The organism is Arthrobacter sp. G.S.26 (assembly GCF_050847375.1).
Classification (GTDB): domain Bacteria; phylum Actinomycetota; class Actinomycetes; order Actinomycetales; family Micrococcaceae; genus Arthrobacter.
The window spans coordinates 538,395-560,074 of the sequence record NZ_CP193752.1; the positions used below are offsets into that span (position 1 = coordinate 538,395).

At 66.4% G+C, this 21,680-nt stretch carries 24 protein-coding genes and 3 tRNA genes; 18 read left to right on the top strand and 9 right to left on the bottom strand.

Annotated features, from left to right (window positions below; all coding sequences use genetic code 11):
- Positions 1–29: 29 nt before the first annotated feature.
- Entirely contained in the window at positions 30–1,073 is a 1,044-nt protein-coding gene (locus ACRB8A_RS02585) for a PHP domain-containing protein (RefSeq protein ID WP_432245522.1), read from the bottom strand.
- A 165-nt stretch (positions 1,074–1,238) separates the two neighbouring features.
- On the opposite strand from ACRB8A_RS02585, the gene ACRB8A_RS02590 reads away from it, so the two are divergent.
- From ACRB8A_RS02590 to ACRB8A_RS02650, 13 genes are all read left to right on the top strand, one after another.
- A tRNA-Glu gene (locus ACRB8A_RS02590) sits at positions 1,239–1,311 on the top strand.
- 91 nt (positions 1,312–1,402) lie between these two features.
- A tRNA-Asp gene (locus ACRB8A_RS02595) sits at positions 1,403–1,476 on the top strand.
- A 48-nt stretch (positions 1,477–1,524) separates the two neighbouring features.
- Positions 1,525–1,600, top strand: a tRNA-Phe gene (locus ACRB8A_RS02600).
- Positions 1,601–1,815: 215 nt separating this feature from the next.
- On the top strand, positions 1,816–3,660 hold the full coding sequence (locus tag ACRB8A_RS02605; RefSeq protein ID WP_082178233.1) for a BCCT family transporter: 1,845 nt from the start codon (positions 1,816–1,818) through the stop codon (positions 3,658–3,660).
- A gap of 108 nt (positions 3,661–3,768) precedes the next feature.
- Entirely contained in the window at positions 3,769–4,230 is a 462-nt protein-coding gene (locus ACRB8A_RS02610) for an Asp23/Gls24 family envelope stress response protein (protein WP_050684941.1), read from the top strand.
- Positions 4,227–4,418: a hypothetical protein gene (locus ACRB8A_RS02615; RefSeq protein WP_050684940.1), complete on the top strand. Its 192-nt coding sequence runs from the start codon at positions 4,227–4,229 to the stop codon at positions 4,416–4,418. Before ACRB8A_RS02610 ends, ACRB8A_RS02615 begins: the two co-directional genes overlap by 4 nt.
- A complete protein-coding gene (locus ACRB8A_RS02620; RefSeq protein ID WP_050684939.1) occupies positions 4,415–4,795 on the top strand; it encodes a hypothetical protein in 381 nt (126 codons plus the stop codon). Before ACRB8A_RS02615 ends, ACRB8A_RS02620 begins: the two co-directional genes overlap by 4 nt.
- Complete coding sequence (locus tag ACRB8A_RS02625) at positions 4,792–5,445, top strand: hypothetical protein (protein WP_050684938.1); 654 nt, start codon at positions 4,792–4,794, stop codon at positions 5,443–5,445. Before ACRB8A_RS02620 ends, ACRB8A_RS02625 begins: the two co-directional genes overlap by 4 nt.
- Positions 5,442–6,053: a hypothetical protein gene (locus ACRB8A_RS02630; RefSeq protein ID WP_056599993.1), complete on the top strand. Its 612-nt coding sequence runs from the start codon at positions 5,442–5,444 to the stop codon at positions 6,051–6,053. The genes ACRB8A_RS02625 and ACRB8A_RS02630 overlap by 4 nt, the downstream gene beginning before the upstream one ends.
- A 143-nt stretch (positions 6,054–6,196) precedes the next feature.
- Positions 6,197–7,534, top strand: a complete 1,338-nt coding sequence (locus tag ACRB8A_RS02635; RefSeq protein ID WP_050684936.1) for an ABC transporter substrate-binding protein — start codon at positions 6,197–6,199, stop codon at positions 7,532–7,534.
- A 98-nt stretch (positions 7,535–7,632) separates the two neighbouring features.
- A complete protein-coding gene (locus ACRB8A_RS02640) occupies positions 7,633–8,598 on the top strand; it encodes a carbohydrate ABC transporter permease (protein ID WP_050684935.1) in 966 nt (321 codons plus the stop codon).
- Complete coding sequence (locus ACRB8A_RS02645; RefSeq protein ID WP_056599996.1) at positions 8,595–9,575, top strand: carbohydrate ABC transporter permease; 981 nt, start codon at positions 8,595–8,597, stop codon at positions 9,573–9,575. Before ACRB8A_RS02640 ends, ACRB8A_RS02645 begins: the two co-directional genes overlap by 4 nt.
- Before the next feature lie 123 nt (positions 9,576–9,698).
- Positions 9,699–10,751 (top strand): LacI family DNA-binding transcriptional regulator, encoded by a 1,053-nt coding sequence (locus ACRB8A_RS02650; RefSeq protein WP_050684933.1) that lies wholly within the window; start codon positions 9,699–9,701, stop codon positions 10,749–10,751.
- Between the two features lie 39 nt (positions 10,752–10,790).
- Here the strand turns inward: ACRB8A_RS02650 and ACRB8A_RS02655 are convergent, their stop codons facing one another.
- Complete coding sequence (locus ACRB8A_RS02655) at positions 10,791–11,693, bottom strand: hypothetical protein (RefSeq protein ID WP_432245523.1); 903 nt, start codon at positions 11,691–11,693, stop codon at positions 10,791–10,793.
- 34 nt (positions 11,694–11,727) lie between these two features.
- Positions 11,728–12,534 carry an exodeoxyribonuclease III gene (locus tag ACRB8A_RS02660; RefSeq protein WP_050684931.1) on the bottom strand — a complete coding sequence of 269 codons (807 nt, stop codon included), beginning with the start codon at positions 12,532–12,534 and terminating at the stop codon, positions 11,728–11,730.
- A gap of 225 nt (positions 12,535–12,759) precedes the next feature.
- Between ACRB8A_RS02660 and ACRB8A_RS02665 the strand changes: the two genes are divergently transcribed.
- The 3 genes from ACRB8A_RS02665 to ACRB8A_RS02675 are packed head-to-tail and all read left to right on the top strand — an operon-like array spanning position 12,760 to position 15,634.
- Positions 12,760–13,902 carry an enoyl-CoA hydratase/isomerase family protein gene (locus ACRB8A_RS02665; protein WP_432245524.1) on the top strand — a complete coding sequence of 381 codons (1,143 nt, stop codon included), beginning with the start codon at positions 12,760–12,762 and terminating at the stop codon, positions 13,900–13,902.
- A gap of 2 nt (positions 13,903–13,904) precedes the next feature.
- Entirely contained in the window at positions 13,905–14,861 is a 957-nt protein-coding gene (gene mmsB, locus ACRB8A_RS02670; protein ID WP_432245525.1) for a 3-hydroxyisobutyrate dehydrogenase, read from the top strand.
- A complete protein-coding gene (locus ACRB8A_RS02675; protein ID WP_056600002.1) occupies positions 14,858–15,634 on the top strand; it encodes an enoyl-CoA hydratase in 777 nt (258 codons plus the stop codon). The genes mmsB and ACRB8A_RS02675 overlap by 4 nt, the downstream gene beginning before the upstream one ends.
- Here ACRB8A_RS02675 and ACRB8A_RS02680 read toward each other — a convergent pair.
- Complete coding sequence (locus tag ACRB8A_RS02680) at positions 15,621–16,598, bottom strand: NAD(P)/FAD-dependent oxidoreductase (protein WP_432245526.1); 978 nt, start codon at positions 16,596–16,598, stop codon at positions 15,621–15,623. The two genes, ACRB8A_RS02675 and ACRB8A_RS02680, sit on opposite strands and share 14 nt — an antisense overlap.
- A gap of 66 nt (positions 16,599–16,664) precedes the next feature.
- Here ACRB8A_RS02680 and ACRB8A_RS02685 point away from each other — a divergent pair, with 66 nt between their 5' ends.
- Together ACRB8A_RS02685 and ACRB8A_RS02690 are read left to right on the top strand one after the other, a co-directional pair.
- Positions 16,665–17,270, top strand: a complete 606-nt coding sequence (locus ACRB8A_RS02685) for a helix-turn-helix domain-containing protein (protein ID WP_432245527.1) — start codon at positions 16,665–16,667, stop codon at positions 17,268–17,270.
- Between the two features lie 61 nt (positions 17,271–17,331).
- Entirely contained in the window at positions 17,332–17,985 is a 654-nt protein-coding gene (locus ACRB8A_RS02690) for a DedA family protein (protein WP_050684926.1), read from the top strand.
- 48 nt (positions 17,986–18,033) lie between these two features.
- Here ACRB8A_RS02690 and ACRB8A_RS02695 read toward each other — a convergent pair whose 3' ends face one another.
- The 5 genes from ACRB8A_RS02695 to ACRB8A_RS02715 all read right to left on the bottom strand — a co-directional run bounded on the left by ACRB8A_RS02695 (position 18,034) and on the right by ACRB8A_RS02715 (position 21,506).
- On the bottom strand, positions 18,034–18,840 hold the full coding sequence (locus ACRB8A_RS02695; protein WP_432245528.1) for a MerR family transcriptional regulator: 807 nt from the start codon (positions 18,838–18,840) through the stop codon (positions 18,034–18,036).
- 67 nt (positions 18,841–18,907) lie between these two features.
- On the bottom strand, positions 18,908–19,228 hold the full coding sequence (locus ACRB8A_RS02700) for a hypothetical protein (RefSeq protein WP_432245529.1): 321 nt from the start codon (positions 19,226–19,228) through the stop codon (positions 18,908–18,910).
- Positions 19,229–19,349: 121 nt separating this feature from the next.
- Positions 19,350–19,553 carry a cold-shock protein gene (locus ACRB8A_RS02705; protein WP_013599688.1) on the bottom strand — a complete coding sequence of 68 codons (204 nt, stop codon included), beginning with the start codon at positions 19,551–19,553 and terminating at the stop codon, positions 19,350–19,352.
- A 130-nt stretch (positions 19,554–19,683) separates the two neighbouring features.
- Positions 19,684–20,310 carry a response regulator gene (locus ACRB8A_RS02710; protein ID WP_056600012.1) on the bottom strand — a complete coding sequence of 209 codons (627 nt, stop codon included), beginning with the start codon at positions 20,308–20,310 and terminating at the stop codon, positions 19,684–19,686.
- On the bottom strand, positions 20,307–21,506 hold the full coding sequence (locus ACRB8A_RS02715; RefSeq protein ID WP_432245530.1) for a sensor histidine kinase: 1,200 nt from the start codon (positions 21,504–21,506) through the stop codon (positions 20,307–20,309). Before ACRB8A_RS02715 ends, ACRB8A_RS02710 begins: the two co-directional genes overlap by 4 nt.
- Between the last annotated feature and the right edge of the window lie 174 nt (positions 21,507–21,680).

Here is a 21,680-nt window from a genome sequence, read left to right on the forward strand (position 1 = left end):
GCTCGCGGAAAACGGTCACGTCACGGCGGCTACCCGGCGGGGGCAGCCCAGGCCAGCAGTTCCGCCAACGGCCAGGTGGTGATGATGCGTTCTGCCGGGACGCCGTTGCTGGCGGCCCGTTCGGCCCCGTACTGGAGGAAATCGAGCTGGCCGGGGGCGTGGGCATCGCTGTCGATCGAAAACAGGCAACCGGCGTCCAATGCGAGCTGGATCAGGGCGTCCGGCGGGTCCTGCCGTTCCGGCCGGGAGTTGATTTCCACGGCGACACCGTATTCGGCGCAGGCAGCAAAGACTTCCTTGGCGTCGAAGTCCGACGGCGGCCGGGTTCCGCGGGAGCCTTCCACCAGCCGGCCGGTGCAGTGGCCCAGCACGTTGGTGTGCGGGTCCCGGATGCCGCCCAGCATGCGCCGGGTCATGGTTTTGCCGTCGGCCCGGAGCTTTGAATGGACGCTGGCCACTACGATGTCCAGGCGGTCCAGCAGTTCCGGCGCCTGGTCCAGGCTGCCGTCTTCAAGGATGTCCACTTCGATGCCGGCAAGGACCCTGGTGGGTGCTTTCCCACCGGTGGAACCGTCCGACGCGGCGATGTTGATGGCTGCCACCACGTCGAGCTGCTCGGTAAGGCGTTCGGCGGAAAGCCCGTTGGCAATGGTCAGGTTCGGCGAATGGTCCGTCAACGCCAGATATTCGCGGCCCAGGATTCCGGCGGCGGCAACCATCAGGTCGATGGGGGATCCGCCGTCGGACCAGTCACTGTGGCTGTGCAGGTCGCCGCGGAGCGCCTGCCGCAGCTCATGGCCGCCGGATACCAGCGGCTGGGCCCCTTTGTCCCGCAGGTCCGCAAGATACTCCGGCACCTCGCCCGCCAGTGCTTCCTGGATGACCTGGTGGGTCCGGTCGCCGATGCCCTTCATGGATTTGAGCCTGCCTGTCCTGGCCCGTGCCACAAGTTCGGCCGGCTCCAGCGGCCCGATGGCGGCGGCTGCCTTCCGGAAGGCCTGGACCTTGAACGTGGCGGCCCGGCTCCGTTCCAGCCAGAAGGCAATTTCGGACAGTGCTGCAACGGCATCCATCACTCCATCTTGGCCCAACCAGGCGCCAGGAGGCGGGGTTTGTGCCGATTTTGGTTAAATCGAAACTAGGCCCTATAGTTTTAGAGTCCAGTTCGGAGACAACGCAAACGATAAAGACTGAAAGCCTCGGCTCGAAGCCTTTTCTTTTGTTCCGAACGGGTTCTGGCCCCCATCGTCTAGCGGCCTAGGACACCGCCCTTTCACGGCGGCGGCACGGGTTCGAATCCCGTTGGGGGTACGCAAGGAACTGGTCAAGCAGGCAGAAATTGTCTGGTAAGCTTGAAGCCTTGAAAAAAACGGTAGCGATGCCGTAACAGCAAGAAACGCAAGGCCCTGTAGCGCAGTTGGTTAGCGCGCCGCCCTGTCACGGCGGAGGTCGCGGGTTCAAGTCCCGTCAGGGTCGCTCTGATTGTTGGAAGAAATTCCGGCTCTCAAGGTGACTAGTCACCTAGGCTCTGTAGCTCAGTTGGTAGAGCGTTCGACTGAAAATCGAAAGGTCACCGGATCGACGCCGGTCGGAGCCACCACTGGGAAGCATCAGTTCTTCGGAACTGGTGCTTTTCTTCTTTAACAAGCCGTTCCGCGCCGCCAGATGGCTGAAGAACGTATCAATACCGCATCGGTGTGCCAACGGATCCTGCCTTCCCGGCCGCGCTGCGCCCACGGTCAGTAAACTTGCAGGCTGCACGTTGAACCTCGAAGAGCAGTCTGAGCATTGCACAGCGCATAAGGAGCAACCTGAATGTCCGCCACACCAGGCGCAAGGACCACCAGCCAACCACAAAAGGGCAATCCGCCGGGAGCGGAGAAAGCGGCTTCCCAGCCGCCCGGAGGTGGTGGCCAGAAAATTGCCACCTGGGTCTTTTGGCCCGCCGCGGCCGTCATTTTCCTTTTTGTCCTGTTCGCGACGCTCTTCCCCGGCACAGCCACCGAGGCCTTCGGGGCCATCCAGACCAACGTCATCAAATGGTTCGGCTGGTACTACGTTGCAGCCATCGCCGTTTTTGTGGCGTTTGCCCTGTGGATCGGGCTGAGCCGCTACGGCGACATCAAACTCGGCAAGGACGACGATGAGCCCGAATTTTCGGTCGTGTCCTGGTTCTCCCTGCTCTTCGCCGCAGGCATGGGCATCGGGCTTGTTTTCTTCGGCGTGGCCGAACCCCTGAACCACTTCGCCGCGCCGAGGCCCGGTGTTGAAGGAACGCCGGTGGCGCTGGCGCAACAGGCGCTGACCCAGACCTACCTGCACTGGGGGCTGCACGCCTGGGCCATCTACGTGGTGGTGGGTGTCTCCATCGCCTACGCGGTGCACCGCAAAAACCGGCCCATCTCCATCCGCTGGACCCTTGAACCGCTGCTGGGGCACAAGCGCGTTGCCGGCGGCTGGGGCAACCTGATCGACGTGATCGCCCTGGTGGGCACCCTCTTCGGCGTCGCCACCTCCCTGGGCCTGGGCGTCCTGCAGATTTCGGCGGGCCTGGAACACGCCAACATAGCGCAGGCCACCACGATGACCCAGATCGGCCTGATCCTCTGCATCATCACCTTGACGATCCTTTCGGTGGTCTCCGGCGTGGGCAAGGGCATGAAATGGCTCTCCAACACGAACCTGCTGCTCGCCGGGGCGCTGATGATCGTGGTGCTGTTCACCGGGCCCACGCTGTTCCTGCTCCGCGAGTTCGTCCAGTCGATCGGCAACTACCTGCAGAACGTGGTGGGGCTGACCTTTAACACGCTGGCATTTTCCGGCGCCGAAGGCGAAGCCTGGCAGGCCGCCTGGACCACGTTTTACTGGGGCTGGTGGATTTCGTGGGCACCGTTTGTGGGCATCTTCATCGCCCGCATCTCCAAGGGCCGCACCGTACGCCAGTTCGTCGCCGGCGTGCTGCTGGTCCCCACCATGATGGGCTTCCTGTGGTTCTCCGTCCTGGGCGGCGCCGCCATCCACCGCGAACTCTTCGGTGCCGGCGGGCTGGTCAGCGCTGACGGCACAGTGGACACCGAGGGGGCGCTGTTCTCCCTGCTGGGCAGCCTTCCGGGCGGGATGGTCCTCACCATCGGGGCGATTGTCCTGATCGCCATCTTCTTTGTCACCTCGGCAGACTCCGGCGCGCTGGTCATGGGCATGATTTCCACCGGCGGGAACGTGGAGCCGAAGAACTGGATCCGCATCTTCTGGGCGCTGGCCGCAGCGGCAGCAGCCATCGCGCTCCTGCTGGCCGACGGGCTGCAGGCGATCCAAACGGCCGCCATCCTCACCGCGGTGCCCTTCAGCGTGGTGATTCTGTTGATGTGCGTGGCCACGGCCAAGGCATTCCACCAGGAACACGCGGCGCTGATGCGGGCCCAACGGAAGCTGGCCCGCGAACAGATGACCGCCCACGTGACGGAAAAGGTGCAGGACTCCGTGAACGATTCCGTCCAGGAGCACTACCAGGAACACCTGGCGGACCAGGTATCGGACCAGGTGGCGGAGGCCGTCCAGGCGCAATTCACCGAACACCTGGCCCACGGTGACGAGGCCGGCGCGGAACATGTCACGCACGACGCCGACAAGGCCGGTTCTGGCGCGAAGGGAACCCGCTAGCCCGGCCGCCTGCATCGGGGGCGCTTCAAGTCCCCGACGCAGGCCCGTTCCAGCACATCGGCGCGGGCTAGGGATAGGGTAATGAACAACAGAAGGGGGAGTTCTTCGATGGAGTACCAGAACCCGCAGCCCGGCCAGGGCGGCCTGGGCCCTGCCCCGTTGGTTCCTGCCGCAGGGGCAGGGTCGGGCAGGACTGTCATTTCCGAAACCGCCGTGGCGAAAGTGGCCGGTATTGCCGCCCGCGCCGTCCCCGGCGTCTATTCGCTGGGGTCCGGCCCGTCCAGGGCCCTCGGCGCGATCCGTGATGCCGTGGGCAGCACGGACCATGCCACCGGCGTCCATGCCGAGGTGGGCGAAACCCAGGTGGCGGTGGACATCAACCTCGTCGCCTCCTACGGCACACCCCTGCATTCGCTTGCCAACCAGGTGCGTGCCGCTGTTTACGGGGCCATCGAGGAACTCGTGGGCCTGCAGGTCATCGAGGTGAACGTGGAAATCACGGACGTCTTTGTTCCGCCGCCCGTCAAACCAACGGCATCCGGCACCACCGAACGGGAGGCGCTGCTGTGAACCTCACTCTCGCAGGAACGGCACTTGGCGCGTTCGTGGCGTTTATGTCCCTGCAGTTCGGCCTGTGGGGCTTCCTGATCTCGCTCCTGTTTATGGCCATTGGCGCCGTGCTGGGCCGGGCAGCGGAGGGCAAACTTGATCTGCGCGGTGTGCTGGACGCCATCACCGGCCGGCGCTCATCCTCATGAACCCGGGCGCGCCGGCCGTTTCCGGGCAGGTGCTCAGCGGCCACAACCGGATTAGCACCCAGGCCCTGACCAGCCTGGCGAAAGCCGCAGCGGCGCAGGCCCTGGGATGCGATGCCCAGGACGTGCGGGCCGACTGGGCGGACGACGGCGGCCTGCTGGCGCTATCGCTCGTGGCGCCCATCAGCATCCCGCCGCTGCGCGCGGCCGCGGCTGATCCGGCCAGGCTTCAGGCCTTCGGCGGCTCCATCTGGGAACGAACCGTCACGGCGAAAGCCCGGATCCTTGCCACGGTCACCGAACTCAGCGGTGCCCAGCTGAGCCGGGTTGACATCAGGATCAGCGGAGCCAGGATCAGCGAAGGAGGACGGGTCAAGTGACCACCGTCGACACCGGTCCTGAGGGGACCCGCAAAGCCAAACGGCACGGTGCCGCGGAACCGGACCCCGTCCTGCGCAGGATTGTGCACCGCGAAACCCACTCAAACCGGGCGGGCATTGCCATCTTTGCTGCCGTGCTGGTGGCCGGCCTGGCCGCGTACGGCCTGCTTGAAGCAGCCGTGCACGCCATCGGACAGCCCGCCTGGCTGATCGAGCCCCAGGTGGCAGCCGAACGGCTGGTCGACCTGCCGGCGGGGATCACTCCGCTGCTCCTGGGCGCCATCGGCGCGGTGATCGCCATGGCCGGCCTGATCTTCTTCCTTAACGGTGTCCTGCCCGGGCGCCGGGCCCGGCATCCGCTGGCCCTGCCAGGCCGCCATGCGGGCCACCATGCCGTGGTGGTGGATGACGAGGTCATCGCCTCATCGTTGGCCCGGCGCGCCCGGCTGGCCGCCAATGTCACCCCGGGACAGGTGATGGTGGTGGTCTCGCACCGGCAGGTCCTGGTCAACGTCCGCCCCACCTCCGGCGTGCCGGTGGAACAGGACGCCATCCTGGCGGCCGTGGCGGACGAGCTTGAGCAGATGGACCTGCAACCGGCCCCTGAGGTCCGCATCAACCTGACCCCGTCCGGAGTGATCGGCGCATGAACAGCACCCCGGGAACATTAAACCGGATCCTCATCACCCTCCTGGGCCTCGCGATGCTGGCTTTGGGCCTGCTGCTGGTGCTCCTGGCCGCAGTGCCTGCCGTGGCGTCCTGGTGGCATCCCTGGGCGGACGGAACCTGGAGCTCCGTCAACACCGCCTTCAACGCCACGCGTTTCCCGGGCCGCGCGGAAAGCTGGCTGTGGCTCCTGGTGGCCCTGGCATTGCTGGTCCTGATCGGCCTGATGGTGGCGTGGATCGCGCAGCAGGGCAAAGGCAGGTCCAACCTCCTCGCCTCCGAATACGATCCAGGCGAGGTCGCGGGAGATATCCGCATCGGCGGGGGAGTGGCGGAGCAGGCCCTTAGGCAGGCCCTCGCAGGGCGGCCGGACCTGGCGGGAGCCACGGTGGCGACCTACAACGTCAAGGGCATGCCCGCCCTGAAGGTCAAGCTCCTGCCGCGCCAGGGTGTTGCCCCGCACCTGCTGGCTGCCGAAATCTCTGACCTCCTCGGCGCGCTGGACGCCGTGGTGGGCCGCGAAACACCCGTGCTGATCCACATCGGCGCAGGCGCCCGAACCCGGTTTGGACGGGCGGAACGGGTCCGCTGAGGGGGCCGGTCCGGCGTTTGATCACCAATTGGACACAGCTGGTGTAAACGCTTGCATTTCTTGCCGGGAGTCCACTACTGTGATGGTCACCACGTCAATCGCACCAGGCGTAAGGTCCGTAACTCAGCGAGGAGTCACCAGTAATGAAGAACCGCAAATACCTGCTGCCGATTGCAGCCACCGGAATTGTGGCCCTGGCACTCACAGGATGCAGTAGCTCGGACAGTGGATCCGGAGACGCTTCCGTCGATTGTGCAAAGTATGAAAGCTACGGCAAGCATGACGGAAAGACCGTTTCCGTCTATTCCACGATCGTTGACCTTGAAGCCACCAACCTTGAAAAGACCTGGGCCGCTTTCGAGCAGTGCACGGGTGCAACCATCAAGTATGAGGGCAGCAAGGAATTCGAGACCCAGATCGGTGTCCGCGCGAAAGCCGGAAACGCCCCCAACATTGCCATCTTCCCGCAGCCCGGCCTGATGGCGGACCAGGCCCGCGCCGGCAACCTCAAGAAAGCACCGCAGGCCGTCTCGGACGCCGTGGACAAGAACTGGTCAGCGGACTGGAAGAAATACGGCACCGTGGACGGTGTCTTCTACACCGCTCCCATGCTCGCCAACGTCAAGGGCTACGTCTGGTACGCACCGAAAACGTTCGAGGATAAAGGCTGGACCGTCCCCAAAACGTGGGACGAAATGATGGACCTGTCCAAGAAGATCGCCGATGAAGGCGCCATGAAGCCTTGGTGTGCCGGTTTCGAGTCAGGTGAAGCCACGGGCTGGCCCGGCACGGACTGGATCGAGGACGTTGTCCTCCGCGCACAGGGACCGGAGGTTTACGACCAGTGGGTCAGCCACGGAATTCCCTTCAACGACCCCAAAATCGTTGACGCCTTTGATAAGGCAGGCGACATCCTGCTCGATGACAAGATGGTCAACGGCGGCTTCGGCGACGTCCGTTCCATCCTGACCACCGGATTCGCCCAGGCCGGCCAGCCGGTACTTGACGGCCAGTGCGCAATGCACCACCAGGCCAACTTCCAGGCCTCCAACTGGCCCGAAGGCACCTCCGTTGCACCCGACGGCGACGTCTGGGCGTTTATGACGCCACCGATCGACGAGTCCAAGGGCCAGGCCATCACCGGCGGCGGCGAAATGGTCGGCGCCTACAGCGACGCCCCCGAAGTCCAGGCTTTCCAGGCCTACCTGGCGAGCTCTGAATTCGCCAACGACCGCGTGAAGCTCGGCGGCGTCATCAGCGCGAACAAGGGCCTGGACCCGGCCAACGCGCAGACCGAGCTGGATAAGCTCTCCATCCAGCTCCTGCAGGACGAGAACACCGTCTTCCGCTTCGACGGTTCGGACCTCATGCCGGGCGCAGTAGGATCCAACTCCTTCTGGAAGGGCATCGTTTCGTGGATCAACGGCACCCCCGCCAAGCAGGTTGCCGACAGCATCGAAGGCAGCTGGCCCAAGAGCTGACCTCCCAGCTGTACGCTGCGCCCCAGCCACCGGTAGGTGCTGGGGCGCAGTGCTCCCCACTCTTCATTCTGATCCACGCACACCCCGGAGGTTGAGCCTTGGAATTCATCGGAGGAAAGCTCCTTCAAGTCGTGATCGCGCTGGCCATTTTTGCCGCGATCATTGGACTACTCATGTTGTTGGTGGACAGGGCCCCCAAGTCCGCCAAAGACAAGGTCACGGTGATCGGGTTCCTCGCACCGGCCGCGATCCTGCTGCTGGTTGGCCTGGTTTACCCGGCAGCCCAGACATCATTCCTGGCGTTCACGGATTCCGGGGGAAAGCTGAACGGCGTCGATAACTTCGTCTGGATGTTTACCCAACCGGAGGCCCTCGCCACGCTTCGCAATACCGTCATCTGGACCATCCTGGTCCCGTTGCTTTCCACCGTTTTTGGCCTTGCCTACGCCGTCTTCATTGACAAGGCCCGCGGCGAAAAGGTCCTGAAGGCCCTGGTCTTTATGCCTATGGCCATTTCGTTTGTCGGTGCCGGCATCATCTGGAAACTGGTGTACGACTACCGCGGCCCTGGCATTGAACAGACCGGTGTGCTGAACGCACTCCGCGTTGCGTTGGGCCTGGACCCCAAGCAGTTCCTGCTCGACGCGCCGGGAAACACGATCTTCCTCATCATCGTTATGGTCTGGATCCAAACCGGGTTCGCCATGGTGATCCTTTCGGCCGCCATCAAGGGCGTCCCCGCTGAAATCGTCGAAGCCGCCCGCCTGGACGGTGCCAACCCGTGGCAGCAGTTCCGGAACGTCACCATCCCCGGCATCCGTGGCTCCCTTGTTGTGGTCCTAACCACCATCACCATCGCCACGCTCAAGGTCTTCGATATTGTGCGGACCATGACAGCCGGCAACTACGACACCTCGGTTGTTGCCAATGAAATGTATACGCAGGCGTTCCGCGCCGGTGAACCTGGCAGGGGTGCGGCCCTCGCGCTGATCCTCTTTATCCTGGTTCTGCCTATCGTGATCTACAACGCCCGCGTCCTCCGCCAGCAGAAGGAAATCCGATGACCGTCATGCCAGCGCCGGATGAGGCGGCGAAAAACACCCGCACCGCGACCAAAGCCAAGAGTGGTGGCCGGCCCGTGGATCCGGAAGATACCGGCCCCATCATGCGGCGGGTCAAGAACAGGCTGACGTCCCGCTGGGCCACCGCCGCGGCGGTGATCATCGCCGTTATCTGGACCATTCCCACCTTCGGTTTGCTGGTGTCATCGGTCCGGCCCGCGGCGAAGCAGGTGGGTCCACGCTCAGACGGCTGGTGGAACTTCTTCTCCGACTGGGACTTCACCTTCAAGAACTACGTGGACGTCACTGCTGCAGCTGGTTCGCAGTCCGCCAACCTCTCGCAGTACTTCGTCAACTCGCTGGCAATCGTTGTGCCCGTCACCGTGTTTGTCCTGGTGCTGGCCTCCATGGCGGCCTACATCTTCGCGTGGGGCAACTTCCGGGGCCGGGAAGCAGGATTCATCTTCGTCTTCGCGCTCCAGATCATCCCGCTCCAGATGGCGTTGATCCCGCTGCTCCAGTTGTTCACCCAGGTGCTGCAGATTCCGCCGGGCTCCTACACCCAGCTGTGGATCGCGCACACCATCTTTGGGCTGCCGCTCGGTATCTTCCTGCTGCATAACTTCATCTCGGAAATTCCGGGCGAAGTCATCGAGGCAGCCAAGGTCGATGGCGCCGGACACACCACCATTTTCTGGCGGATCATCCTGCCGCTGTCCGTCCCCGCTTTGGCGTCACTGGCCATCTTCCAGTTCCTCTGGGTCTGGAACGACCTGCTGGTTGCGTTGGTGTTCTCCGGCGGCACAGCGGACGTTGCACCGATCACCCAGCGGTTGGCTGAGATCTCGGGTACCCGCGGAAACCGGGACTACCTGAACCCGGCCGCCGCATTCGTGTCCATCATTGTGCCGCTGGCCGTGTTCTTCGGCCTCCAGCGCTACTTCGTCCGCGGTCTGATGGCCGGCGGGCTCAAGGGCTGACAAGAAGGTAGTGCTGCCATCCGGCGGGTGCGCACGTAACAGTGCGCCTCCGCCGGGCGGCCCTGCTATAACGTGGCGGGTGGCGGGGGCCTGGTAATCGTTAGGGACCGAAGAGGATATACAGTGGCAGGCAGTTCTGAGAGGTCGCAGCGAGGCGGCCATACGGGCATCAGCATCGAGGATGTGGCCGCCGCAGCCGGGGTATCAACCGCAACGGTGTCCAGGGCCGTCCGTGGACTTCCCAAAGTCTCTCCGGTTACCAGGCAAAAGATCCTTGAGGTCGCAGCCAGCCTGGGCTACGTGGCGTCGTCATCGGCTTCCGGCCTGGCCACCGGCCGCACCAGGACCATTGGCATCCTGGCGCCGTTTGTGAGCCGCTGGTTTTTCTCCAAAGCCATCGAAGGCGCCGACCGCGAGCTTTACGCGCGGAATTACAACCTGTCCCTTTACAACCTGGGTGGGCACGGCGGGAACAGGGTAAGGCTCTTCGACAAGACGATGGTCTACAAACAGATCGATGCGCTCTTGGTTCTCTGCATGGCTCTGAGCCACGAGGAACTGGAACATCTGCATAAAATCGAGATCCCCCTGATTGTGGTGGGCGGACACGTCGAGGAATGTTCCTACATCGGAATCGATGACTACGCCGCGGCATCCGTTGCCGTGCAGCACCTGGTGGACCTTGGCCACAGGGATATCGCCCTGGTCCACGGTGACAACCAGACGGACCTGAACTTCGATGTCCCGCGGGTCAGGATCCTTGCCTACCACGATGTGATGCGCAAGGCCGGCCTGGACCCGCAGCCCGGGTGGGAACAGTGGGGCGACTTCACCCTGCTGAGCGGCCAGGACGCGTTCCGAAGAATCTGGAACCTGCCCGGCCGGAAGCCCACCGCCATCTTTTGTGCATCGGATGAGATGGCCATGGGGGTGATATTCGAGGCCGCCCGCGCCGGCGTGAACGTACCCGGCGAGCTGTCGGTGATAGGGATAGATGACCACGACTTCTCTGAAGCCATGGGCTTGACGACGGTTGCCCAACGGCCTGACGAGCAGGCGGAGCTGGCCACCAAAATGCTTCTCGATGAACTTGACGGCCACGTGGGTGCCGTGAAATCCGCCGTCGCACGCCATGAACTGATCCTCAGGGCAACCACAGCTCCCCCGCGGGCCTAAGGTCGAGGCGGCCAGCCGTACCGGCGGCCGGGGAGCAGCTCAGGAAGCCCGGGCCAACTGGCGGATGGGGATCCAGCGGGATGCCAACCGCCGGTAGGCGGCTGCGGCGCCGGTCATGTCGCCTTCCGCCAGGCATTCGATGCCAAGCCGGATATCCATGGGCGAATCGTCCGGGTACACCTTGTCCGCTACGGCGCCGTAGTCCAGTTCCACCATGGACCCCACGTGGAACAGCTCCAGCCATTCGGTCAGCTGCGCCAGGTCATCCAGCATGTCCAGGTCCGGGGCCGCCAGCGTCAGGTTGGCCACCGCGTACCGGGCGCGTTCCAGCGCCTCCGTAATGGGCGCCCAGACCCGCACCGTCAGGATCCGCCCGGCAGATTCCACCACATCCTTGTGGTCAGACTCCGAAAACAGCGAAAACCAGCTGAACGGGATGCCCCACGTGGACGCCCGGGTATGGACCCGGATGGACCCGTCCCTGGCCTTCACCTGGTCGATGCGCTCCTGGTGCCGGTCGCGCTGCTGCTCGGGAATCAGCAGTTCGGCGAGCGGCCCATGGATGCCTTCCATCAATGCGTTGGCCGCAAGGCCCGCCCGCAGGACCAGCTGGCTGGGGCAGTACAGCAGCGCCGGGCCGGCGGCGTCTTCCGGAGCGGCGGCCGCACCCGACGGTTCACCGGTCCGGGGCGCGGCGGGCGCCGTCGTCACCCGGACGGTGTCAGTCCTGCCCGTAGGGAAAGGATCCCCGCCGGTCCGCGTGATGCGGCCCAGGGAAGCCAGCAGTTCGGCGTTTTCGACGGCGGCTCGCGAGGCGGTGCGCGCCCCGGCCGACTGGATGGCCGGGCGTTGTTCCAGCGGGAACGCGGACAGGGGCTCGTAGACCCGCAGGGTGGAGGAAAAGGGCAGCCCTGCCTGGCCCCGGTAGAGATTTCCGGTCACAGTGGCCTCCTGCGGCGGCTCCGGGGCTGGCTCATCAGTCCGCCAGGTCCACCAGGACGGGCGCGTGGTCCGAAGCGCCCTTGCCCTTGCGCTCCTCGCGGTCGATCGCCGCTCCGGTGACGCGGGAGGCCAAGGCGGGGGAGGCGAGGACAAAGTCGATGCGCATGCCTTCCTTCTTGGGGAAGCGGAGCTGGGTGTAATCCCAGTACGTGTACACGCCAGGGCCCGGGGTATAGGGCCGCACCACGTCCGTGAAGCCGGCGGTTTCAAAGGCGTGGAAGGCTTCCCGCTCCGGGGGGCTGACATGCGTGAAGTTGTTGTTGACGAACAGGTCGATGTCCCAGACATCGTCGTCGAACGGGGCGATGTTCCAGTCGCCCATCAGCGCCACCTGGGCCTGCGGATCCTGGTCAACGAGGTCCTGGGCGTGGGTTTTGAGGCTTTCGAGCCACTTGAGTTTGTACGGCATGTGCTCGTCGTCCAGGGACCGGCCGTTGGGGACGTAGAGGCTCCAGATCCTGACGCCGCCGCAGGTGGCGGCGATGGCGCGGGCCTCCTGTACGGGGTCCTTGCCGGCTTTGCCGAACGCGGGCTGGTCCAGGAAGGTCCGCTCCACGTCGGCCAGGCCCACCCGGGAAGCAATGGCCACGCCGTTCCATTGGCTGAGCCCGAAGTGGGCCACCTCGTAGCCCATCCGCTCAAACAGCTCCCAGGGAAAGTTTTCGTCCTTGCACTTGGTCTCCTGGATGGCCAGGACATCGCAGTCGCTGCGCTGGAGCCAGGCTTCAACACGGTCGGCACGGGCACGGAGCGAATTTACATTCCAGGTAGCAATCTTCACACCCCTAACTTACCTTGGCGGTGCGGAGGGCGGTATTGACCCGCCGTCCCGTCCGCGCCGGCCTGCCGCGGCGGATGGTTGCGCGGCGCCGGCGGCGGGTATATTCGCAACCAGGCATGACCTGGATCACCTGCTGCGCCGCGGCGGCCATGGTTCCCCGGCCCCGGAAGGCACCGGAGCCGGGCCAGTCCGGCGGTGCAGCGCCGCCACGTTGGAAGGAAACAGATGACGCACAGCCCACACCGGCCGGACGGCGGCACAGTTCCCCCAGGCGTCGTGGCAGCCTGGCCGGCGCCTGATGCGGTTGCGGAAGTACTCTTTGAACGCCGGGGCCAGCTCGCGGTGGCGACGCTCAACCGGCCGCGGTCCGTAAACGCCCTCACCGCGGGCATGGTGGCGGACCTGCTGGCGACCCTCACCGACTGGGCAACGGACGACGCCGTAGCCACGGTCCTGATCCAGGGCGCCGGCGAGCGCGGGCTCTGCGCCGGCGGGGACATCGTTGCGATCTACGAGGACATGCTGCACGGCGGCAACCGGACAGCGGACTTCTGGCAAACGGAGTACCGGCTCAACGCCCTGATCGCCGCGTATCCCAAACCCTACGTGGCGCTGATGGACGGGCTGGTCCTGGGCGGCGGCGTGGGGATCTCCGCCCACGGGTCCGTCCGCGTGGTCACCGAGCGGACGCGCATGGGCATGCCGGAAACCACCATCGGTTTTGTCCCGGACGTGGGCGGTACCCTGCTCCTGGCCCGTACCCCCGGCGAAACAGGAACCCACGCAGGCCTGACCGGCGCCCACCTGGACGCGGCCGACGCCCTGTTCCTGGGCCTGGCCGACCACTTTGTCCCCTCAACCAGCCTGCCCGGGCTCGTGGCGGCGCTGGAACACGAACCCGCGGCAGCCGCCGTCGGACGCTTCACGGCGGAGGCGCCGCCCTCGGTGCTGGCCGGGCAGCGCGGCTGGATCGATACCTGCTATGCCGGAACGGATGCGGTGGAGATTGTCCGCAGCCTGCGCACTTACGCCAAGGACGGGGACGGGGACGCGGCTGCCGCGGCGGATGCCATCGAGTCCAAGTCGCCCACCGCGGTCGCCGTCACCCTGGCCGCCCTGCGGCGGGCCCGCGGCCTGGACCTGGCGGAAACCCTGGCCCAGGAATACCGGGTAGGCCTGCGTTTCCTGACGGCACCTGACTTCCGCGAGGGCATCCGGGCCCAGGTGGTGGACAAGGACCGGAACCCGCAATGGAAGCCGTCCACCCTGGCAGAGGTCCACCCGGACCGGGTGGACCGGTTCTTCGCGCCCCTGCCGGGGGCGGAACTGGACCTGCAGCCGGTCCCGTCAGACCGCAGGGGAACCTGATCATGCCGGAATACCGCAGCATCGCCTTCCTGGGCTTGGGCCACATGGGCACGCCCATGGCCGCCAACCTGGTTAAAGCCGGCCACCGGGTGGCCGGGTTCGATGTGCTGCAGGCCGCCCGCGACGCGGCCCGCGCGGCCGGGATCCCCGTCAGCGGCAGCCCCCGCGAAGCCGTAGCCGGTGCGGACGTGGTGCTGACCATGTTCCCCAGCGGAGAGCACGTGCTGGCCGCCTACCAGGGTATTGACGGGGAGCCGGGGCTGCTGGCCGCCGCAGCGCCGGGCACGGTCTTCCTGGACTGCTCCACCATCAACGTCGCGGAGGCCCGGGAAGCTGCAGCGCTGACCGGCGCGGCGGGCCACACCTTTGTGGACGCGCCGGTGTCCGGGGGCGTGGTGGGTGCCGGAGCCGGAACCCTGACCTTCATGGTGGGGGCCCCGGCTGCCGGCTTCGCGGACATCCTGCCGCTGCTGGAGGTCATGGGCAAGCGTGTGGTCCACTGCGGGGACCACGGCGCCGGGCAGGCCGCCAAGATCTGCAACAACCTCATCCTGGGGGTGTCCATGATCGCCGTCAGTGAAGCGTTTGTGCTGGGGGAGGAGCTGGGCCTGAGCCACCAGGCCTTGTTTGATGTGGCATCCGCAGCCTCCGGGCAGTGCTGGGCCCTGACCACCAACTGTCCCGTCCCGGGGCCTGTCCCCGGCAGCCCAGCCAACCGGGACTACCTGCCCGGGTTCGCCGGATCCCTCATGGCCAAGGACCTCAACCTGGCCGTCAACGCGCTCCGCAGCACCGGGGTGGCCGGCCGGCTGGGACCACTGGCGGCGGAAATCTACGATACGTTTGCCGCAGAAGGCGGTGCCTCCCGGGACTTCTCCGCGATCATCACGGACATCCGTGCCCGCTCGGAGCAGGAGCGTGGCGCCGCACCGGCACACCACGACGGGAGCCCTGAATGAGCGAATACAACAACATCCTGGTGGAACAGCGGGGCCGGGTTGGCTTGGTCACCCTCAACCGGCCGGAGGCGTTGAACGCCCTGGACAAGGCCACCATGGATGAACTGGTGGCGGCGGTGTCAGCCATGGATGCGGACCCCGGTACCGGTGCCGTGGTGATCACCGGCTCCGGCAAGGCCTTCGCCGCCGGCGCCGATATCAAGGAAATGGCGTCCCAGGGCTACATGGACATGTACGCGGCTGACTGGTTCCGGGGCTGGGAGGACTTCACCCGGTTGCGGATCCCCACCATCGCCGCGGTGTCAGGCTTCGCCCTGGGCGGCGGCTGTGAGCTTGCCATGATGTGCGACCTGATCATTGCCGGCGACAACGCGAAGTTCGGCCAGCCGGAAATCAACCTGGGCGTGCTGCCCGGCATGGGCGGGTCCCAGCGGCTCACCCGGGCCGTGGGGAAGGCCAAAGCCATGGACCTGATCCTGACTGGAAGGTTCATCGACGCCGCGGAGGCTGACCGCTGCGGCCTGGTGTCCCGCGTGGTCCCGGCCGGCGACGTGCTGGCTGAAGCCCTCAAGACGGCCGACCTGATAGCGGCCAAGTCCAAACCCGTCGCCATGGCCGCCAAGGAGGCCGTGAATGCCGCCTTCGAAACAGGCCTCGCCCAGGGTGTCCTGTTCGAGCGCCGGCTCTTCCACTCCCTGTTCGCCACGGAGGACCAGAAGGAGGGCATGGCGGCATTCACGGAGAAGCGGCAGCCGGAGTTCAGGCACCGGTAAGGGCTAACGCCTCCCGGTACGCGCGGAGGTCGCGGTCCATTTCGTCGGCCATCAGGGAGTTGTTGATCACGACGGCGGTCCACGCAGCCGCTGCGGCCGACGCCATCACCTGCGCCTTGATGTTCGTGACGTTCCCGGCCGCCCAGACGCCGGGGACGGCGGTGGCCCCCTCGGCATCGGCCGGGAGGTAATCGCCGATCCCCATCGGATGCGGCTCCGCCGCCAGGCCCAGCCCCGTAAACCCGTCAAGGCGGGCGTGGACCCTGGCACCCACCACCAGGGCGTCCACCGCTACTTCCGGCCCGCCGGCCAGGGCAACCCCCTTGAGCGCATCGTCCGCCACCCGGAGCGACTCCACCGGACCGGCCACGAGCTTGATGCCCCGGGCGGCCAGCTGCTCCAGCTCCGTGTCCGTAGGGGTGACGGTGTTGTTGAGGAACAGTGTGACGTTGCTGCTCCACTGCCGGAACAGCAGGCTTTGGTGCACGGACCAGGGCCCGGCGCCCAGCACTCCGATGGCCCGGTCCCGGACTTCCCAGCCGTGGCAGAACGGGCAGTGCAGCACATCCTTGCCCCAGCGTTCGCGGAGCCCGGGGAGCTCCGGCAGTTCGTCCACCAGCCCTGTGGCAATCAGGAGCCGGCGGCCGCGGAGCCGCTCGCCGCCGTCGAGCTCCACGTCGAAGCCCTGCTCCAGCCCGCCGGCTGCGGACACCACCGCGCCGCGGACAATCCGGGCGCCATAGTTTTCGGCTTCCGCCCGTCCGGCGGCCAGCAGCTCCGCGGGGCTGACGCCGTCGCGGGCAAGGAAGCCGTGCACTCCCGCAGCCGGAGCGTTGCGCGGCTCCCCGCTGTCCACTACCGCCACGGACCGCCGGGTGCGGCCCAGCATCTGCGCGGCGCTCAGGCCGGCGGCGCCCCCGCCCACAATCACAACGTCATACATTGGGTTCTCTTGATTCGTCATGTTCCAAGGCTCCCGTCGCCCGGGCCGTTATGGCAAGCTTCGTTGCTGGTATGGCAAAATGGGCCCATGGGAGAGAACACGGAAGAGAGCCTCGATGATGTCCTGGCCGCGGTGGGCCCCCGGCTCAAGGCCCTGCGGCTCAGCCGCGACGTCACGCTGGCTGCGCTCGCCAACATTACGGGGATCTCCGTCAGCACCCTTTCCCGGCTGGAATCCGGCCAGCGCCGGCCCAACCTTGAGCTGTTGCTGCCGCTGGCCAAGGCGCACCAGGTTCCACTGGACGAACTGGTGGGCGCCCCGGCGACGGGCGACCCGCGCGTGCACCTGCGGCCCATCGAGGCGTACGGCATGACCATCATTCCGCTGACCCGGAAGCCCGGCGGCATCCAGGCCTACAAGCACATTCTTCCCGCAGGCCCGATGCTGGCGCCCACCCCGCAGGTCCACGAGGGCTACGAGTGGCTTTACGTCCTCAACGGCAGGCTCCGGATGGTGCTGGGTGCACGCGACCTGGTGCTGGGGCCGGGCGAAGCCGTGGAGTTCGACACCCGGGTGCCGCACTGGTTCGGCCGGGCGGACGGCCGCGCGGTGGAATTCCTGAGCCTCTTCGGTACCCAGGGGGAACGCATCCACATCCGGGCCAAGCCTGCCAGCAAACAGCCAGCCACGTGAGGTAGAAAGGAGCAGGCGCGCATCGCGCCCCAGCCGCAGACCCAGGGGGAGCTCTTTTAGAATGTGGGCAGCAGCAGCCGTAGGATCCAGCGCCACTGACGGCCTCACCGGGATTGTGGGCGTCGCTGCCCGGGCCATCGAGAGCCTCGGGGAATGGGGTGTTGGCGCGTTCACCCTCGCCGAGACGGTGGTTCCACCCATCCCCAGCGAAGTGATCCTTCCCCTGGCCGGCTTCCTCGCCAAGCAGGGTTCGCTGAACCTGCTGCTGGTTTTCCTCACCAGCACCCTGGGCGCCTACCTCGGGGCGCTCCTGCTGTACTGGCTGGGCGCCAAGCTGGGGCTGGAACGGTCAATCCGGGGGCTGTCCCGGCTGCCGCTGGTGGACCGCGAAGACTTCGAACACGCCGCCGGCTGGTTCCGCCGCCACGGCCGGTCCTCCATCTTTTTTGGCCGGCTCCTCCCCGGCGTGCGGAGCCTCATCTCGCTGCCGGCAGGAGCCGCCGCGATGCCGCTGGGCACCTTCAGCCTGTTCACCCTGGCCGGCAGCGGCCTGTGGAACGGGGCCCTGATCGGACTGGGCTACCTGTTGGGAACCCAGTACCACCTCATTGAGCAATACTCGAAGTTCCTCAACTACGCTGTCTACGCCGCCATCGCCGTGGCGCTGGCACTGCTGATCATCCGGCGGGTCAGGCGCGCCCGGGCGAAGAGCTGACGGGCGCCGCGAGATCAACTCTCTCCTGGTGGGCCGGGCCGTGACCGGCTATTCGGCCTTTTCCTGACCGGACCCTGCCCCGGGCAGGTGCGCCCGGGCGTAGATCCGCAGCGCATCCCGGACGAAGGCGGCGCCTGCAGTGCCGCCGTAGTTCGCAGCAAAGCGCGGATCCGCCACGTAAATGTCCGCCAGTCCCAGCACGTAGCCGCGGGTGTCGCCGCCGTCGTCCGACGCCGGTGTTCCCGGGATCGACGCCAGCCAGGCCACATGCCGCCGGGCCAGGTCCTGCGCACCGGCGCTGGCCGGGTCCCTGCCGCCGGTTGCCGCGGCCATCCAGTCACTGCCGAGGCCGGCAACCCTGGCCTTCCAGGCCTGTTGTTCGGCCGGGCCCATGCCCCGCCACCAGGCGTCGCTGCGGGCATAGGTGTCCTTGCCCCAGCGCTCCTCCACTTCGTCCTTGTACTGCGTATGGTCAAAGCCGTCGAACATTTCTTCCGCCACTGGGTCGCCTCCTGTTGATACTGTCCTGATTGTTTTCCGGACGGACGCCATCTGCCGTGCCAGCCGTTCCTGCTCCCGGCCCAACCACTCCAGGTGCCGTCCCAACGCCGTCACCGTGTCCGTCCGGTTCCGGAAGACCTCCGCGATGGCAGGCAACCCCAGCCCCAGTTCGCGCAGCAGGAGGATCCGCTGCAGCGCAAGGAGGGCGTCGCCGTCGTAATAGCGGTAGCCGTTGCTGCCCACCCTGCTGGGCTTCAGCAGCCCCACGTCGTCATAGTGCCGAAGGGTGCGGCTGGTGGTGCCGGCCAGTTTTGCGATGTCCTGGATGGGCCAGTCCCGCCGAAGTGCTTCCATGCTCCGAGCGTAGGGGTTGACGCAGCGTCAAGGTCAAGGACTTTTTCCCGGAAATTCTTCCAGGCGGTCAGCGCCGGTGCCGGCGCCGTGCCTGGCGGGCCAGCCGGGTGAAGGAGAAAACGAAGAACGCCTCAATCAGGACCATCAGCCCGGCCGGCAGCCACTGGCCCATGGCGACAAAGACGATGAAGCCCGTGAGTACCAGCGCGGTGCCCAGCGCCAGGGTATAGATCGCGAAGCCCAGGGCCACCCTGCCGCTGCGGACGCCCGTCCGGAAGCCGAAGCCGTGGGGTTCGCCGCCGGGCTGGCCGGGCACACGGTCGGGAACGGCAGGCCCCAGCCTGTCGAATTCCTCCCACGGGTCCCGTTCCGGGTCCTGTCCGGTCATGTTCCGATTATTGCAAACCGGGGAGGGCCGCGTGCCGGCACAAAAAAGCGGCCCCGCCAACATGATGTTGACGGAGCCGCCTGACGGGCGTGCCCCGGCCGGAACCGGGAGTACCTAAGTCTTAGAGCGGGCGGATGTTCTCTGCCTGCGGGCCCTTGGGGCCCTGGGTCACATCGAATTCGACCTTCTGGTTTTCGTCCAGTGAGCGGTAACCGCTGCTGGCGATTGCCGAGTAGTGTGCGAAAACGTCAGCGGACCCGTCATCGGGGGCAATGAAGCCAAAACCCTTTTCGGCGTTGAACCATTTAACTGTGCCTGTTGCCATGGCTGCATTCCTTCATGTGACTCTGATTCTCTCTCCGGGTATCAACCCGAAGTGTGCGGAGAACGTCCCCCGCCATCCCAACGTACGGGGCGGAAGGCCTGCGTGCAAGGGTTTGACGTGTTTGGCGTCGTCAACGCATGCCTTCGCGGCGGATTGCGGTGGCAATCGCAGCGGCCCGGGTGTCCACTCCGAGCTTGCCGTAGATGTGCGCCAGGTGCGTTTTGACGGTGGCTTCCGAGATAAAAAGCCGCTTGCCCAGCTCCCGGTTGCTCAGGCCTTCTGTGAGCAGGCTGAGCAGCTCGGCCTCCCGCGGCGTCAGGATCTCCCCGGGGTTGCGCAGCTGCTGGAACAGCCGCGACGCCACCGGGGGACTCATCACGCTTTTACCCTCGACGGCGCCGCGGACGGCTGCAAAAATTTCACCCGGTGCCGCGTCCTTGAGCAGGTAGCCCATGGCGCCGGCGTCCACCGCCCGGACAATATCCGCATCCGAGTCATATGTGGTGAAAACCAGGATGGCCTGCCGGGGGTTGAACGCACGGAGCTGCCGGATGGCCTCGATGCCGTCCATGCCCGCGCCCATTGCCAGGTCCATCACCACCACCGCAGGCTGGAGTTCCGGCACCAGGGCCAGGGCTTCCTCCCCGGACGCCGCTTCACCCACCACCTCGATGCCGGGCTGGGTTCCCAGCAACGCCCGCAGTCCGCGGCGCACCACAAGGTGGTCATCCACCAGCAGCACCCGGATGGCCGTCACAAGGCACCGCCCCGGTTTTGCTCCGTCAGCGGGGCGGCCGGCAGCTGGGCTGCGACGATTGTGCCTTCCCCGGGGCCGCTTTCCACTGCGAAAACGCCGCCCAGCTGCTCCACCCGTTGCCGCATGGCGCGCAGGCCGTACCCGCCCGCGTCCGACGGCGGTGCTGCCGCCAGCGGATCGAAGCCCGCTCCGTCGTCGTAAATGTCCAGGGTGACGGCCCCGGGCAGGTAGCCGAGGGTCACGGTTGCTGCCGTGGCGCCCGCGTGCAGGCGGGTGTTGGCAGCTGCGCTCTGCACCACGCGCAGGAGGGCGTGGCGGACCTCTGCCGGGACCTCCCGCGGGTCTCCGGTGACCAGTAGCCGGGCCGCGGGCATGTACTGGCGGGCCGCGATCAGCAGGGCCTCGGGCAGGGGCGAAGTGTCCAGGCCGGGGGACGCCAGTTCATGGACCAGGCTGCGGGTCTCGGAGAGGTTGCTTCGCAGCAGGCCGGTGGCCTGGTGCAGGCCCGCTTTCGCCGCAGGGGCGGGCCAGGCCCGGTCCGCGGCTTCAAGCAGCAGCAGGCTGCTGGCCAGGCCCTGCGTCACGGTGTCGTGGATCTCCCGGGAGACGCGCCCCCGTTCGGCGATGGTGCCGGCACGGCGCTCGCTGGCCGCCAGGCCCGCCTGCGCCTGAGAAATTTCCGCGTGCAGGCGAACCTGTTCGTTGGCATCATGCGCGATCCTGTCGTGGACAAGCGTGAGCATCAGGCCCACGGCCAGCGGGCCCAAAACCATTGCCGGATCCGTGCCGTCGCTGAGCCGGAAGAGCCCCGCGGCCGTGGCAAACGCCGTGGCGCCGGCCGCGACGTACGCAGCGGTGCCGGTCAAAGCCCGGCGGGCCAGGAAAAAGAGCGCAAAGGAGCACCAGGCGAAGCTGGGCGCCGCGATAACCAGGCCGGACCAGACGGCCACGAGTGCGAACATCCACGCCATACCGGGCCGGCCGCGTTCGGCCCGGACGGCGACGGCCGCGTAGAGCAGGCACGCAGCGGCCGCCAGTCCCAGGACCAGGACGTTGTCCGTGGCGCTGTGCCGCATAAGATACCGCACCGCGGAGGCCACCAGCAGCACAGCGAAACCAAGATGCACGGCCGCGCCGATGCTGCCCCAGCGGGTGCCGGGAGTGCCGGCGGAGCCGGTGCTGGGGAAGGGAGCCATGAGGTTTTCCGATGCTGTTGCGGGACGTCCCCTCCATGCTAGGGCGCCGGGTCCGCCCGGGTCTCTCAGCCATTTGGCTGATTCCAGGCGCCATAAGTGGCAGCCGACCACAGACCAACGCCCGATGGCAGGCGTCCGATGCGCCGGAAGGATTGAAGCCAGCACCCGCTCCTC

Bases quoted from the DNA above. Each gene is read 5' to 3' on its own strand.
- ACRB8A_RS02605 (WP_082178233.1), top strand. From the start codon at position 1,816: ATGTCCGCCACACCAGGCGCAAGGACCACCAGCCAACCACAAAAGGGC.
- ACRB8A_RS02675 (WP_056600002.1), top strand. From the start codon at position 14,858: ATGAGCGAATACAACAACATCCTGGTGGAACAGCGGGGCCGGGTTGGC.
- ACRB8A_RS02620 (WP_050684939.1), top strand. From the start codon at position 4,415: ATGAACCCGGGCGCGCCGGCCGTTTCCGGGCAGGTGCTCAGCGGCCAC.
- ACRB8A_RS02705 (WP_013599688.1), bottom strand. From the start codon at position 19,553: ATGGCAACAGGCACAGTTAAATGGTTCAACGCCGAAAAGGGTTTTGGC.
- ACRB8A_RS02695 (WP_432245528.1), bottom strand. From the start codon at position 18,840: ATGGAAGCACTTCGGCGGGACTGGCCCATCCAGGACATCGCAAAACTG.
- ACRB8A_RS02685 (WP_432245527.1), top strand. From the start codon at position 16,665: ATGGGAGAGAACACGGAAGAGAGCCTCGATGATGTCCTGGCCGCGGTG.
- ACRB8A_RS02635 (WP_050684936.1), top strand. From the start codon at position 6,197: ATGAAGAACCGCAAATACCTGCTGCCGATTGCAGCCACCGGAATTGTG.
- ACRB8A_RS02715 (WP_432245530.1), bottom strand. From the start codon at position 21,506: ATGGCTCCCTTCCCCAGCACCGGCTCCGCCGGCACTCCCGGCACCCGC.
- ACRB8A_RS02585 (WP_432245522.1), bottom strand. From the start codon at position 1,073: ATGGATGCCGTTGCAGCACTGTCCGAAATTGCCTTCTGGCTGGAACGG.
- ACRB8A_RS02700 (WP_432245529.1), bottom strand. From the start codon at position 19,228: ATGACCGGACAGGACCCGGAACGGGACCCGTGGGAGGAATTCGACAGG.
- ACRB8A_RS02680 (WP_432245526.1), bottom strand. From the start codon at position 16,598: ATGACGAATCAAGAGAACCCAATGTATGACGTTGTGATTGTGGGCGGG.
- mmsB (WP_432245525.1), top strand. From the start codon at position 13,905: ATGCCGGAATACCGCAGCATCGCCTTCCTGGGCTTGGGCCACATGGGC.
- ACRB8A_RS02690 (WP_050684926.1), top strand. From the start codon at position 17,332: ATGTGGGCAGCAGCAGCCGTAGGATCCAGCGCCACTGACGGCCTCACC.
- ACRB8A_RS02630 (WP_056599993.1), top strand. From the start codon at position 5,442: ATGAACAGCACCCCGGGAACATTAAACCGGATCCTCATCACCCTCCTG.
- ACRB8A_RS02610 (WP_050684941.1), top strand. From the start codon at position 3,769: ATGGAGTACCAGAACCCGCAGCCCGGCCAGGGCGGCCTGGGCCCTGCC.
- ACRB8A_RS02665 (WP_432245524.1), top strand. From the start codon at position 12,760: ATGACGCACAGCCCACACCGGCCGGACGGCGGCACAGTTCCCCCAGGC.
- ACRB8A_RS02645 (WP_056599996.1), top strand. From the start codon at position 8,595: ATGACCGTCATGCCAGCGCCGGATGAGGCGGCGAAAAACACCCGCACC.